Origin of the sequence: Tumebacillus sp. BK434, assembly GCF_004340785.1 — a bacterium.
GTDB lineage: Bacteria > Bacillota > Bacilli > Tumebacillales > Tumebacillaceae > Tumebacillus_A.
In genome coordinates, this window is sequence record NZ_SLXS01000002.1 from 222,816 (window position 1) to 237,413 (window position 14,598).

At 57.1% G+C, this 14,598-nt stretch carries 10 protein-coding genes; all 10 read left to right on the forward strand.

Features of this window, described 5'->3' with window-relative positions; translation table 11 throughout:
* Positions 1-34 precede the first annotated feature (34 nt).
* The 10 genes from EV586_RS05540 (at position 35) to EV586_RS05580 (ending at position 14,591) form a co-directional block, all read left to right on the forward strand.
* On the forward strand, positions 35-3,691 hold the full coding sequence (locus tag EV586_RS05540; protein WP_165898327.1) for an S-layer homology domain-containing protein: 3,657 nt from the start codon (positions 35-37) through the stop codon (positions 3,689-3,691).
* Between the two features lie 59 nt (positions 3,692-3,750).
* Positions 3,751-5,226, forward strand: a complete 1,476-nt coding sequence (locus EV586_RS05545; protein ID WP_132944082.1) for a S41 family peptidase — start codon at positions 3,751-3,753, stop codon at positions 5,224-5,226.
* 239 nt (positions 5,227-5,465) lie between these two features.
* On the forward strand, positions 5,466-6,764 hold the full coding sequence (locus EV586_RS05550) for an ArnT family glycosyltransferase (protein ID WP_165898329.1): 1,299 nt from the start codon (positions 5,466-5,468) through the stop codon (positions 6,762-6,764).
* A gap of 70 nt (positions 6,765-6,834) precedes the next feature.
* A complete protein-coding gene (locus tag EV586_RS05555) occupies positions 6,835-8,481 on the forward strand; it encodes a CPBP family glutamic-type intramembrane protease (RefSeq protein ID WP_132944084.1) in 1,647 nt (548 codons plus the stop codon).
* Between the two features lie 129 nt (positions 8,482-8,610).
* Positions 8,611-9,897: a tetratricopeptide repeat protein gene (locus EV586_RS05560; protein WP_132944085.1), complete on the forward strand. Its 1,287-nt coding sequence runs from the start codon at positions 8,611-8,613 to the stop codon at positions 9,895-9,897.
* Positions 9,894-10,040: a hypothetical protein gene (locus EV586_RS21030; protein ID WP_165898331.1), complete on the forward strand. Its 147-nt coding sequence runs from the start codon at positions 9,894-9,896 to the stop codon at positions 10,038-10,040. Before EV586_RS05560 ends, EV586_RS21030 begins: the two co-directional genes overlap by 4 nt.
* Positions 10,041-10,215: 175 nt before the next feature.
* The gene (locus EV586_RS05565; RefSeq protein ID WP_132944086.1) at positions 10,216-11,580 is read left to right on the forward strand and encodes a glycosyltransferase family 39 protein; all 1,365 of its coding nucleotides are present in this window, start codon (positions 10,216-10,218) and stop codon (positions 11,578-11,580) included.
* The gene (locus tag EV586_RS05570) at positions 11,577-12,470 is read left to right on the forward strand and encodes a decaprenyl-phosphate phosphoribosyltransferase (protein WP_243652940.1); all 894 of its coding nucleotides are present in this window, start codon (positions 11,577-11,579) and stop codon (positions 12,468-12,470) included. The genes EV586_RS05565 and EV586_RS05570 overlap by 4 nt, the downstream gene beginning before the upstream one ends.
* Positions 12,471-12,489: 19 nt before the next feature.
* Complete coding sequence (locus tag EV586_RS05575) at positions 12,490-13,857, forward strand: FAD-binding oxidoreductase (protein WP_132944088.1); 1,368 nt, start codon at positions 12,490-12,492, stop codon at positions 13,855-13,857.
* The gene (locus tag EV586_RS05580; RefSeq protein ID WP_132944089.1) at positions 13,854-14,591 is read left to right on the forward strand and encodes an SDR family oxidoreductase; all 738 of its coding nucleotides are present in this window, start codon (positions 13,854-13,856) and stop codon (positions 14,589-14,591) included. Before EV586_RS05575 ends, EV586_RS05580 begins: the two co-directional genes overlap by 4 nt.
* Positions 14,592-14,598: the final 7 nt, after the last annotated feature.

Here is a 14,598-nt window from a genome sequence, read left to right on the forward strand (position 1 = left end):
TCACATGAAATATCGTGCAAGGGAGGAAACAAGGGTGAAACCATTGCAACACAAGTTGCTCAGTTTGTTCATGATCCTGGCAATGGTCATCACGCTGTTGCCGATGGGCGTGGCGAAGGCGGATGCGGAATATTTCCGCTTTACCAACTTCTCGACCAACATGGCAGATCCGACACAGGTCAACACCAATGTGGTGCAACTGGCCGGATCGTTTAACGGCGTATCGGCCAACTCGATCACCTATCAGGTCGAACAGATCATCAATGGTCAATCTGTGCAAATCTCACGGGGAACGGGCGTCAACCCGATCATCGAAAACGGCAGTATGTTCAAGTTCATGAACGTGCAGCTGTTCCAAGGGTTGAACAAGATCACCGTCTTCGGGATCAACCCGAGCGGCAACCAAGTTCCGGGTGTTTGCTATGTAAACTTCTCGAATGTACCTGTACTCTATGACATCAAGCTCGTCGACGGACGCGTGCTCGAGGCGGGACAGCCGCAGATCGTCACGTCTCCTGACGCTGTTATCCTGCTGAAAGCTCCTAACTCGGACCGCGTGACCGTCAACGGAATCATCGCGTACTCCGCGGGCGAGGATGCGTATATCGTTTCCGACCTCAACTTGAAACCGGGTCTCAACCCGCTGGCGATCGTGGCGAGCAACTCGACGATGAGTTATTCGCTGAACCGTCAGCTCGTCTACTTCAACGGCTACCCGACGGCGTACAACACGCAGATTGAGAACAGCGCGGGCACGCCGAACCCGGTCGTGCTGGAGAACAAGCCGACCGTCGGCCCGAACAGCGGCGGTACGCTGAACGGCCTCATCACCGGCCAGATCATCTTCGCGACCGACAACACCAACCCGCCGGACCCGACGATCACGCTGGAGCTGTACGAGGGCTCCAACCCGATCCCGATCACGCTTGCGACCACCGTCACTCGCGGGACGACGACGGCGGGCCACACCATCTTCTCGTATACGTCCACGACCAACGCGAATATCGCGACGAACGGTCCGTGGCAGCTGAAAGTGCGCGGCACTTATGGCACGCAAGGTGCGAACTATCCGATTCTGTTCAACTATCGCAATTCGAACACCGCGTACATTTCGGCGGTGAACCAGATCTACAACGTGCGCGATCTCGATGCGACCCGCGTTGTCTATGATTCCAGCACCGTCTTTGTGGACAACACCACAATCTTCGAACTGCCGATCTGGCTGGAAGCGAAGATCGAGAACGTGTTCGACATCAACAATGTGACCTTGACGTCCACGCAAAACGGTACGCCGGTTCCGGCTTCTGTCTTCAACTACAGCAAGAAGCTTACCGATAAAGGCACCGTGGCACTCAAGATCAACAACATGCCGGCTGGCGAGCAAGTCCTGACCGTCTCCGTCACTTCGGCGGGCGGCACGGAGACGCAAGCGGTGCGCGTGAACTACGTTCCGGCTCCGTTCATTCAGCTCAACAACCTGTACAATGGCAAGGTGTTCAACACCAACGGGACCTACCCGGCGGATGAAAATGATCCGCGCAAATTCACCACGTTGAAAGGCCGCCTGGTCAACTTTAACAACATGGGCATCGATCCGGACCAGTCGACCGTGCAAGTGAAGATCAACGGCCGCACGGTGCGCCTGATTGACAATCTGGGCGGCACGCCGATCGACGCGCAAGGCAACTTCACGTTTATCGTTCCGAACGACATGAAGCTCGTCAACGGTCCGAACCAGATCACCCTCTCCGGCGTGGCGAACGGTGTTCCGGTCACGACGAACGTCACCGTCTACCTGTTCTCGGAACATGTACCGGTGGTCAAGAATGTCAAGCCGGTGCCGCATGATCCGCTGTCCCCGCTGCTCGACGACACGAACTTGAAGTTCGTGAACACGGGTACGCTGCAATACGTGACCAATGAGAAGGAAGCGGACATCGTCTTCGATGTGCAAAACGTGGACAAGGTGGTCATCACCGTTGATGGCGCGCAACTGATCACCGCAGGAAACGATGCATCGGGCACGCTCGTCTCCGATGACGACCGCGTGCTGCACATCGACTCGCACGACCCGCTGGAGCGCCGTTACACGCTGCGTCTCGTCAAGCATCAGCTGCCGAAGACCGGCCTGCGCTCGATCACGATCCAGGCGCACTTGGAAAGCGCAAGCGTCGCATCGACCCTGTCGATCACTCGCGAGCTGTCGCCGTACATCGTCCTGTCGCCGAAGCTGCCGAATGAGCGCGTGATCAACCAGAACTTCCTGAACATCGCGATCCTCGCGGAAGGCGCGGACAGCGTCCTGATCGGCAAGGAAGCGATGAAGAAGGAAGCGAACGACATCTTCCGCTATGAATTGCGCAACATGAAGGCGGGCATCAACAAGGTCAAATTCACCGTCATGCGCGGCACGCAGAAGCTGGACGGCGAGTTTGAAGTGAACTATGCAGCTTCGAACACGGTCGGCGGCCAGTTCAAGACCACCGTGCCGAAGACCGGTTCGGTCAAGGTGTTCAACAGCGACCTGACCCTGACCCTGCCGAAAAATACGTTCCTGCGCCAAGTGAACCAGACCCCGGGCCAAGATGCGCGCACGGTGGACTTGTTCGACTCGCAGAACATCCTGTTTGGTATCGCGGACCGCAATGACGGCCGCACAGTGAAGAAGTACAACAATGACGGTGATATCCGCGACATCTCGCCGATGGATATCGCAGCCGACCTGCTGACCGTACCGGCGCACTTCGGCTACGCGTCTAAGCTGTTCTGGATGGATGCGGGCTACTTCGATGCGGTGACCCCGACGCAGTGGTCGACCGTCCACGGCCAACATCCGTACAACACGGGCTATGAGTTCTACACCCGCACTGCGAACAAGTGGATGGAACCGTCGCAGCGCGGCACGATCACCTTGAAGTACGATGCGGACATCCGCAACGTGACGGCGCCGAAGCTGTCGGTCTGGCGCTTCTACAACAACACGTGGAAGAACCTCGGCGGCATCGTGGACACCAGCAAGAAGACGGTCACCGCTTCGTTTGACGGATTTGGCTACTATGCGGTGTTCTATGACGCTTACTCGTTCAACGATGTGATCGGCCATGGCTACGCGCGCAACCAACTGGAGACGGTGTTTGCGAAAGGCGTCATGCTGCCGAAGAACAACAATGAATTTGGCGTCTATGACAACATCACGCGCGGCGAGTTCGCGACGATGATGGTCAAGATGCTGGACCTGCCGCTGTCGTATGATCCGAACAACCTGACGTTTAACGACGTTCCGAAAGATTACATCGCAGGCTCGCTGTACGACTACCGCTACATCGAGACGGCCGTACGACGCGGTCTGATCCGCGGTGTCGGTCCGCGCCTGTTCGCTCCGAACCAGAGCTTGACCCGTGAGCAAGCGGCAGTCATGATCGCGCGGGCGATGAACCTCAAGGTCAACCCGGATACGGATAAGGAGGTTCCGAACCTGCAGAAGCTGTTCACCGACGCTGGCACGGTCGACTATTATGCAGTCTCGTCGATCACAGCTGTCGCGAAGGAAGGCATCATCGTCGGGATTCCGAACCGCTTGACCGGCACGCAGAAGAAGCCGACCTATCGCTTCGACCCGCATGCGTTCCTGAACCGTGCGGACGCGGCGATCATCACCGAAAAAGTGATGCGCAAAATGAAGCGTCTGTAAGGACGTAGTGCAGGAAACCCCCTGTCTGGCTCGAATAGAGCTGGAAAGGGGGTTTTTTCATGCGTTGGAAACCATTGCTGATCTCTTCGACGCTGAGCTTGTCGCTGCTGTTGGGACCGGCAGGCGCGGTGTCGGCGGAGTCCGATCAGCATGCAGATACGCTGCTCGAGCTGTATCAGTTGCTCGTCGGCAGTCATTATACACATCCGGATGCAGACAAGGTGCTGCAAGGTGCGATCAAAGGGATGCTCGACGTGGTGGACGATCCGTTTACGTCGTACATGACCCCGGAGGAATACGCGGCGTTCACGCGGGCGCTCGACAATCAGTATGCGGGGATCGGGACGGCGCTGCAGGCGGCGAAGTCGGGGGAAGTGCTGATCACCGAGGTCTACGCTGGCTCCCCGGCGGAAAAAGCGGGCTTGCAGGCGGGCGACCGGATTGTGGCGGTCGACGGAGTTGCGGCAACCGGGAAGACGGCAGCTGAGGTGGCGTCGATGGCGCGTGGGAAGGCCGGGACGGAGACGATGGTGATGATCGCCCGCGGAAGTGAAGCGCCGCGCCAAGTGAAGGTGGTGCGGGAGGCGATCTCGCTGCCGACTGTGACTTCGAAGGATCTGGGGAATGGCGTGGGGTATCTGCGCATCCTGACGTTTGGCGGGAATACGTCGAAGGAGTTTTTCGATGCCTATGGGCAGTTGGAAGCCACGTCGCCAAACGGGATCGTGCTCGATCTGCGCGGCAACGGTGGCGGGTCGGTGCTGTCGGCGCTGGAGATTGCAGACCATTTCTTGACGGAAGGCACTCTGCTGATCATGCATGATGAAGAAGGCGGTCAGCAGGTGATCGGGGCTGACGAGCTGGGCACGGAGGAGATGCCGCTGGCGGTGCTGGTGGATCAGCAGACGGCGAGTGCGTCGGAGATGCTGGCCGGTGCACTGCAGGTGAACGCACGGGCGGCGTTGATCGGGGCGCAGACGTTCGGCAAGGGGACGATGCAGGAGCCGGTGACGCTGCCCAACGGCGGTGTGTTGAAAGTCTCCGTCGATGCCTGGGAGCTCGGCGATGGCACGTCGATCCAAAAAATCGGGTTGACGCCCGACATTCGTCTGACCTCGCCAAGCGTCATGGTCAACGCCGGGATCCAGCACTTGCTGCCGAACCGCGTGCAGACTTTGACCTTGCAGAAACAGGGCGGAGTCGGGAACTTGAACGGCATCCAACTGCTCGATGTGCCGAAGCTGCTCACCGAGCGCGGGCGCGACTACCTGCCGTTGCGCTATGTGGCCGAAGCGTTTGGCTCTGAAGTCAACTGGGTGGCCAAGACCAACTCCGTCGAGTTCAAACTGGAAAGCCAAGCGGTCCGCGTCGTCTTGAACAGCGGGAACGTGTACCTCGATAAGCGGGATACCGGTCTGAAAGGGCAGGTTCTGGTGCGTAACGGTGTCAGTTATTTGTCTGTGGATGCACTGAAGAAAGTGCTGAATGGCGGTGTTTCGGCAACGAGTGCCGCGATCACGATTACGGCGGATTAAGCGACTTGTTGCACGCCCCCCTGTCAGGGATCGTTTTTTGACGTCCTTTATTGGGGGAGATCATGCAAGACAGGCAAGACACACATTTCCGCCGTCAGCCATGTACTATTGGCGGTGGCCATCCTATCTTTTTCGACACGCACCTGTCGTCAGGTGCGTTTTTTATTTCCTTGGAAATATACGTGAAATAGGGTATGCTTACAAAAAGTACCATGAGAACTGCAGAGGGGGAGAATACGGTGCTGCGAAAGATGGGGGTTCCGGTTGGGATCGCACTGATTTTGCTGTTTTCCCTGTGGATTCGACTTGATTATATTGCCGGGCTGGAAGTGAAGCCTGTCTCAGATATGGAGGACTATGATCAGCGGGCGGTGAAGCTGGCGGAGGAAGGCACGTTTGCGACCGATCATGTACAAGGTGCCACCTATCGCGCCCCCGGATACGTGATATTCCTCGGCGGTTTGTATGAGTTGTTTGGGCACAAATACCGCATGGTCTACGGCGTGCAGTCGCTCCTGTCGGTGGCGACGCTGTTTGCGGTCTATCTCATCGGCAGGCGGTTGTTTGACACCAAGGTCGCGATGCTGGCTTTGCTGATCGGTGCTCTGTATGTGCCGCTGATCGGGTATTCGGGCGTGTTGCTGACCGAGTCGCTGTTTCTCGCGCTCTTTACCTATGCTCTTTACGCATTTCTTGTCGGGTCGCAAGACGGCAACCTGTACGGATACCTGATCGCCGGCTTGCTGTTTGGCCTCGCCACGCTGACCCGCTCGATCGCGCTGCTGCTGCCGGTGATCGCCGTCGTCTGGCTAATGCTGGCGAACAAGACGTTCCGCCTGCCCCGCCCGACATGGATCAGGCTCGGGCTGATGGTACTGGTGATGGCGGCGGTGATCGCTCCGTGGTCGATTCGAAACTATATGGAACAAAAACAATTCGTGCTCGTCGACACCACGGCCGGGCTGAACCTGCTGATCGGCAACAACGACTACGCCAACGGATTTTTTAGCGATAAGATCTACAGCCTGCCCGCGTTCAAAGAAGCGATGGCCGGCACCAAAACGGACGCAAAACGCGACGCGATCATGAAAGCTGCCGGCAAGCAGTGGATTCTCGACCATCCCGGCCACTTCGCCGAACTGACCTGGATGCGCTTCCAGATGTATCTGTCTGCGAAAAAAGACTGGGTCGCCGCCACCCACGAGTGGGAGCGCATCCCGCTGTACTCGGACACTTTCCATGCCCGCTACCAATGGACCTTGATGTCCTTGGGGCTGGTCGGCGTCGTGCTCGCCTGCTGGCGTGACCGCCAAGCGCTCTTGCCCGTCTTGGTCGCCGGGTATTTCCTCGGCGCGATCTCCGTCTTTTTCGTGCAGACGCGCTACCAATTGCCGGCAATGCCGTATATCATTTTGTTAGCAGCCTATGTGCTGCGCGTGATGGGGTCAAGCCCGCGAGCCGCCGTGCCGATTTTTGCAGCCGTCTTTGGGCTGAGCTTGTGGCTGGAGGAACTCGCTTTGAACTATAACGTCTTGTAAGAGCGAAAGCATGGGGCAGCGCCAGACCGTATAAACTGGCAGAAAAGAAACCGCATCAAGGAGGAACAGCATGGGCGTGAAAAAGCGGGGCGACCGCATGTTATGGATGATCGGCATCGTAGGGCTGGTGATGTACTTCGTCTTCTCGTGGCAGGACCTGTTCGCCGCGCAGGAGTGGAAGATGCTCTCCCGCGACGAAGTGATCGCCAAGGCGCAGACACATTGGAAACAGGAGAACATCAACCTGTCGGAGTACAAGACCAGCGCTGTGATGGAAAGCGCCGACAGTCTGGACGGCTACCTCGGCAAAGAAGATCTGCACGAGGAGTTTGGCAAACAAGCCCCGGACACGGCCCCTGTGACCTATTGGCATGTCATCTTTTACAATGATTACAGTTCGAGAGGCCTCACGTACGAAACTTACCATGATGTAAAAAGCGGCAAGCTGATCGGCTTCTCCCGCCCGACGCCTGAAACCAATACTGAGATCTCAACAACGGCCGGCCGGCAGCGCGCCGAACAAGCGCTGCAAGACCTCGGTGTCGACATGAGCCGCCTCGAGCTGCTCAGCACAGACGGGGAGATCATCGACGAGGCGGAAGTGCTGGAAGGCGATGAAGAGTACCGCTCGAATCGGATGAGTTTCTCCTGGCAGGACCGCAGCTACCAAGTCGGCGACTCGGAGCTCTATTATGAAGTGTCCCTCACCGGCGATCAGGTCGATGAGGTCACGAGCGACTATCGTGTGCCCGACTCGTTCACCGAGTGGCACGACCGCCAGACGTTGTACGCCGGCCTGCTGACCGGGGTCAGCCTGCTCGGGTCGTTTCTCTTGCTGGTGTTCGCGTTCGTCTTCCTGTTCCTGATCCAGCAGAAGCGCCCGTACTGGTCGAGCCTGTGGCTGTCCCTGCTCGTCTTCGTGCTCTACGCGATCAGCAATGTCAACCAATGGCCGGTGCTGCGGGCGCAGGCGCTCGGCGAAGGCGGCGGGATGTTCGGCCTGCTCCTGACCGGCGCGCTGGCGATCGTGATGGCGGTGATCACTTCGTTCTGGGTCGGCGCAAGCAACTACCCGCTGACGATGACCGGCGGCATGTTGGTGCGCGAAGTCAAGCCGTCGTTGTGGCTGAACCGCCGCGACCCGGAATGGAGTGACCGCATGCGCTCGGCAGCCAAACGGGGCTACGCGCTCGCGTTTGCCTGGATGGGGTTCCAAGGTCTGTTCTATTTTATAGGAGAGAACTACTTCGGGGTCTGGTATGAAAACGACCTTTCAATGTCGCCGGCCAACATGTGGGTGCCCGCCCTGTTCCCGCTCTTGGCGTGGTTCGCCGGCATCTCCGAAGAGATCACCTACCGTCTGTTCGGGGTCACGTTCCTCAAGCGCTATCTCAAATACTCTTTCATCGCCGCTCTCCTCCCGGCGATGGTCTGGGCGCTCGGGCATACGCTGTACCCGATCTACCCGATCTACACCCGCTTCATCGAGCTGACGATCTTTGGGGTGATCATCGGCTACTGCTACTTGCACTACGGGTTGGAGACGGTGATCTTCGCGCATGTGACGTTCGATACGGTGCTGATGTGCATTCCTTTGTTCCTGTCTGGAGAAGCTGTACAAGTGGCTTCTGCCACTTTCTTCTTATTTCTGCCCTTGGTCGTTGGATATGGCGTTTCATTAATGAAAATGCGAAGGGAACAGTCCGATTTTGCGTAAAGTTGGTTTGCCTTTCGAAAATGTGGGCAGAATGTGCATTATATACTTTTATTTATCGTAAGCATCGTATAAGATTAACGTTAAGTAAACTACTTCGTGAATGATAGACCGCCTGGGGGAGGAACGGATATGAATAAGACACTGGGGCAAAAAATAAGGGAATGGCGCATGCGCAAAGGGATTACACAGACCGAACTGGCAGAGGGTCTTGTGACTCCGAGCATGATCTCACAGATCGAAAGCGACAAAGCGAATCCCTCCTTTAAACTGCTGGAAGGCATTTCGCGCAAACTGGACGTGCCGATCGATCAGTTCTTGATGGATATGCAGGATAAGCTGGAACATGACACTCGCCACAAGCTGGCGAAGTCTTTGATTTCCGCGAAACAATATGAAAAAGCCATCCAAGTCCTCGAAGGCTTGGCGGACGAACCGGCTGTTGACCGCAACGAAGTGCGCAAAGAACTCGCATCGGCGTATATTTATGCCAAGCAATTCGACAACGCCACCCGTCTGCTCGAATCGATGCTCGAAGAAGTCGCGCTCGACAAAGACCGCTCCCATGCGGTGGAACTCCTGCGTTGGCTGGGCCGCGCCAAGATGGAGCAGCATGACTATGTCATGGCGAAGCACTATTTCCAACAGGCGATGAAGGAACTGGCGAAAAGCGAATCGCTCGACAACAGCACGAAAGGTTCCTTGTACCACAACTTTGCGGCCACGCTTGCGTACCTGGGGGAGGTACAGGAAGCGATCGAGTATTACAAAAAAGCGATCACGGCGCTGCAAGGCACACCGAATCTGCTCCAGATGGGCAGAACGTATACAGCTTTGGCGACCGCTTACTACCATATGAACGAATACGCACAAGCAGCAGATACCACCCGCACGGCGATCACGATGTTCCGCAGCGTCAACAACCGCTACGACGAAGTGGTGGCGAAGAAAAACTACGGCATTCTGCAGTACGAGCTCGGGCAGTATGACGATGCGATCGCCCAATTCGAAGAGTGCGCCGAAGAGTTCAAAGCGATGGAAGAAATGGATCTCGTAGCGAACGTCTACGGGGAGATCGGGACCGTTTACTTCCGCCGAAAGAACTATCAAGAAGCTGAAAAATGGTGTTTCCGCGCCCTCGAACTGCTCGGCAAAGAACATCGTGAACGCGCGTTCGTCTACCGCACGATGGGCGTGATGTATCAAGAACTTCAAAACTTCGAAAGAGCATTGGAGTATATGTTAAGTTCTGTGGAACTTTTTGAAAAATACGGCTTGCACGTCGAGGCCTCCAAATGTTATTCTCATATTGTAAGCATCTACGAGGCGCGCGGAGAGTTAGATAAGGCGTCTGAGTACATGCAAAAAATGACTTCCACTATGCGGGAAGGACTAAGGGTGAGGGGGCTTTACCTGTGAAAAAAGTGATCTTTTCCGTTCTGGCGGTATTGGCACTTGGCGTAGCTTTCGTGAACGTGCAAACTCACGAAGCGGCATCCATTACCACACCTGTCTTGGACAGCGTAGTTCAATCTTCGATCACCACTCCGATCGCTGATTAATCTAGGTGTCTGAAGAATGATTCCGTATGTCACAGTGTCGAGTGACTCGGATGTATGCTGCTCTCATTTATTTTTGAATAATCGCTGAATGTTACCATCGCCGGGTGTATCTCGGCGATTTTTTTTGCGGGAAATCGGAAATTTGGTAGAATAGGAAGAAAAGGACAACGTACATATGCCTATGATCAAGCTAAGAAAACCGCTCTTTACGCGGAGCACGACCGAATGGGTACTCTTTTTGCTGATTACGATCGCAGCCGTTCTGCTGCGCATGCTGTGGATGTTGAAAGTGCCGAACGCGCCGGTCTATGATTTTCAAACGTATCATGAGATTGCGGTCAACATCGCCACCGGGTACGGGCATACCTTCCTCGGCGAACCGATCGCCTTCCAAGGCATGGGCTATCCGACCGCGCTGGGCCTGTTTTACAAGCTGACCGGGGAGACGTCCGTCCTTTGGGGCAAGGCGTTCAACCTGCTCTTGTCGACCGCCACACTGCTGCTGACCTATCCGATCTTTCGAAAGTTGACGAACAGCTGGAAACTTTCGATCGCAGCCTACGCACTGATCGCTTTTTTGCCGAACTATATCGCGTATGTCAGCGTGATCGGGGCGGAAGTGTTCCTGGCGTTTCTGTTTGCGGCTGTCGTCTATTTGCAGCTGGCATCGTTCAACAAATGGGTGCGCTGGCCGCTGCTCGGCATTTTCATCGGGCTGGCCGCGCTGACCAAGCCGGTGTTCCTCGTCTATCCGGTGGTGGCGGCTGCCGTACACTATCTTCGTGAAAAAAATCTCAAATCCACTTTGGCCTTCGTCCTGACCACCGCGCTCCTGATGATGGTGACGGTGGCGCCTTGGACGTATCGCAACTACCAGAAATATGACTCGTTCATCCCGGTGTCGTACAATTCGGGCTATGTATTATACCTGAATAACAATGCCAATAATGTGAATGGGGGCTGGATGCCGCTGAAAGACGCGGCGGCGTCGCCGGAGCTGCGCGCGCAGATCGACGAGATTCTCGAGCACGGCCAGCGCAGCGAAAAATTGGCCTATGAGCTCGACCCGCTGCTGAAGGCGGAAGGCAAGCGCTGGATCTTGTCGCATCCGCTGGACTTTGCGAAACTTGGTATGCTGCGCGTACAGACCACGTTCTTCAACGGGGCGTGGGACATCGGCAGCTGGGCGATGAACGGGCTGTATCCGGGCGTCCCGCAGTGGACGGTCGAGCTGGAGCGCGATCTGAAAGCGTTCCGGGCTGTGTCGGATGCGATCTTGAACAGCATGAACGGGCTGGCGTTTGCTTTTGTGCTGCTGGCGGCGTTTCCGGTCCTGCGTTCCCTGTTCCGGCGCGAGGAGAAACTGCCGGTCGGGATGATCCTGCCGACGGTGAACGTGAGCTTTTTCATCCTCGTCTATTTTGTGTTCGAAGGTCAGGCCCGCTATAACTTCCCGGTGCTGTTCTTGCTGGCCGTCTGTGCCGTGCTGGCGCTGCATAGCATCTGGCGGGGTGTGTCATCTTGGAGGTGTCAGAATTGAAACAACAAGCGGTTCGCGCCGACGCGAACGTCGTGCTGCTGTTGTTCCAGCAGTTGCGTCCGAAACAGTGGACGAAGAATCTGCTGGTCTTTGCAGCTTTGATCTTTTCCTTTCAGATTGCCAATGTCGATCTGCTGCTCCGCTCGGTGGTCGGGTTCTTCCTGTTCTGCTTTGTGTCGGGGTGTGTGTATATCTTAAATGATTTTGTCGACCGCGAAGCGGACCGGCAGCACCCGGAGAAGCGTTTCCGTCCGATGGCGTCAGGTGCGCTCAATCCGTATCTGGCGCTGACGTTCGGCTTGGTGCTCTTGGCGGTGTCGATCGCCTGGGGGCTGTATCTGGAGCCGCTGTTTGGCATCCTGCTGTTCGTCTATTTTGTGATCAACGTTGCCTATTCATTCAGGCTGAAACACGTTGTGATCATCGACGTGATGATCATCGCGTCCGGCTTCGTGTTTCGCGCCATCGGCGGGGCGCTGGTGATCGAGGTGCCGTTCACCCCGTGGTTCCTGCTCTGCACGATGCTGCTCGCCTTGTTCCTGGCGATCTCGAAGCGCCGCCATGAGCTGCTGCTGTTGCAGAACAACAAAGGCTCGCACCGCAAAGTGCTGGAGAGCTATTCGCCGGAGCTGCTCAACCAGCTCAACTCGATCGTGATCACGGCGACGATCATGAGCTATGCCCTGTTCACGTTTACTTCGGGGCGCACGATCCATCTGATGTGGACGATTCCGCTGGTCATCTACGGGATCTTCCGCTACTTGTACCTGATCTTCATGGAGGAAAAGGGCGGGAAGCCGGAGCGCGACCTGTTTCAGGACAAGCACATCCTGGTCACCGTGCTGCTGTACGGGCTCGCCGTGGTCGTGATCTTGAAGTATTTTGAGTAATCCTTGGGGGACACAATCGATGCTGAAACAGAAGGAAAGCCTGATCGCCGGCTGGGGCAACCATCCGGCGGAAGTCTGCCACGTCTATCGTCCGGACCGGGTGCGGGACATCACCGAACTGCTGGCGGCGGGAGGAGAACACAATTATATTTCCCGCGGGCTGGGCCGTTCCTACGGCGACACCGCGCTCAATGCAGGATCGGGCGTTTTGCTGCACACGCAGTTTGCCCGCTTTTTGCATTTTGACGAGGAGCAGGGCATTTTGGAGTGCGAGGCCGGGGTGTCGTTCGAAGAGATCATCGAGCATTTCCTGCCCCGCGGCTGGTTCCTGCCGGTCACACCGGGCACGAAGTTCATCACCGTCGGCGGCGCGATCGCCAATGACGTGCACGGCAAGAATCACCACGTCGACGGCACGTTCTCCGAGCATGTGCTCGACCTGAAGCTTTTGCTCGCGTCCGGCCGGATCGTCCACTGCTCGCGGGAGGAGAATGCCGACCTGTTCTACGCGACGATCGGCGGCGTCGGCCTGACCGGGGTGATCCTGTCGGCACGCTTCAAGCTGATCCCGGTGGAGTCGGCGTACATCGAAGTCGATTACATCAAGGCCCGCAACCTCGACCATGCGTTTGAGCTGTTCGCCAAGACGAACGACCAGTACCAATACTCGGTGGCGTGGATCGACTGCCTGTCCAAAGGCGACCGCCTCGGCCGCTCCGTGCTGATGCTCGGCAACCATGCGCCGGCGTCGAAAGTCAAGCAGGCCGACCCGTTGCGGATCAAGAAGAAGCCCAAGCTGAACGTGCCGTTCAACTTCCCGTCGTTCGTGCTGAACCAGCTGTCGATCCGCGCGTTCAACTTCGGCTATTACAACGTCCTGAACAAGAACGCGGTCGGCAAGATCGTCGACTATGACACGTTCTTCTACCCGCTGGACAGCATTCACAACTGGAACCGCGCGTACGGCAAAAAAGGGTTCGTGCAGTACCAGGCGGTGTTTCCGCCGGAGACGAGCCGCCAAGGCTTGACGGAGATGCTGAAGCGCTTGAGCGAATCGGGCCGCTCGTCGTTCCTCGCCGTGCTGAAAAGCTCCGGCGAGCAGAGCAAAGGACTCCTGTCCTTCCCGTTCAAAGGCTACACGCTGGCGCTCGACATCCCGGTCCATGACGACGGCTTGTTCCCGTTCCTGCGCGAGCTCGACGAGATGGTGATGGCGCACGGCGGCCGCATCTACCTTGCCAAAGATTCGGAAGCCGACCCGGCGACGTTTGCGCAGATGTACCCGACGCTCGGCAAGTTTCAGCAGATCAAAGCGAGCGTCGACCCGAACAACGTGTTCTCCTCCTCACAGGCGCGGAGACTCGGGATTGTGGAGGAATCGCGATGAAAAACGTACTGATCCTGGGCGCCACTTCGGGCATCGCCAAGGCGCTCGCTTATTATTTTGCGGAACAAGAGCACAACCTGCTGCTCGCCGGGCGCGATCTGGAGGAGCTGCAGCTGATCGCGCAGGACATCAACATCCGCCACGGGGTGGAAGTGACGGTGCACAAGTTCGATGCGCTCGATTATGACGGCCACGCCGATTTCTTCACCACCTGCCTGGAAGCGGCGGGCGAGCTGGACGGTCTCGTGCTGGCCTACGGTTACCTCGGCGACCAGAAGCGGGCGGAGAACGAGTTTGCCGAAGCGCGGCGCGTGATCGAGACCAACTACCTCTCCGCCGTGTCGGTGCTGAACATCGCCGCCAACTATTTTGAAACGAGAAAGGACGGCTTCCTCTGCGTGCTGTCTTCGGTGGCGGGCGACCGCGGGCGTCAGAGCAACTTCATGTACGGCTCGGCCAAAGGAGGCCTGTCCCTGTACCTGCAAGGCCTGCGCAACCGCTTGAGCAAATCGAACGTGAGCGTGCTGACCGTCAAGCCGGGCTTTGTCGACACCAAGATGACGTTCGGGCAGCCGGGCATGTTTTTGGTCGCGCAGCCGGAAGCGGTGGCGAAAGCGATCTACAAGATGATCCTGAAAAAAAAGGACGTCGCCTACACGCCGTTTTTCTGGCGCTACATCATGCTGATCATCAAATCGGTTCCGGAGCGCATCTTCAAGCGCCTGAGCCTGTAAGCGGGGC

Coding starts and splice junctions, on each gene's coding strand:
- EV586_RS05560 (WP_132944085.1), top strand. CDS start 8,611: ATGAATAAGACACTGGGGCAAAAAATAAGGGAATGGCGCATGCGCAAA.
- EV586_RS05565 (WP_132944086.1), top strand. CDS start 10,216: ATGCCTATGATCAAGCTAAGAAAACCGCTCTTTACGCGGAGCACGACC.
- EV586_RS05580 (WP_132944089.1), top strand. CDS start 13,854: ATGAAAAACGTACTGATCCTGGGCGCCACTTCGGGCATCGCCAAGGCG.
- EV586_RS05545 (WP_132944082.1), top strand. CDS start 3,751: ATGCGTTGGAAACCATTGCTGATCTCTTCGACGCTGAGCTTGTCGCTG.
- EV586_RS05575 (WP_132944088.1), top strand. CDS start 12,490: ATGCTGAAACAGAAGGAAAGCCTGATCGCCGGCTGGGGCAACCATCCG.
- EV586_RS05555 (WP_132944084.1), top strand. CDS start 6,835: ATGGGCGTGAAAAAGCGGGGCGACCGCATGTTATGGATGATCGGCATC.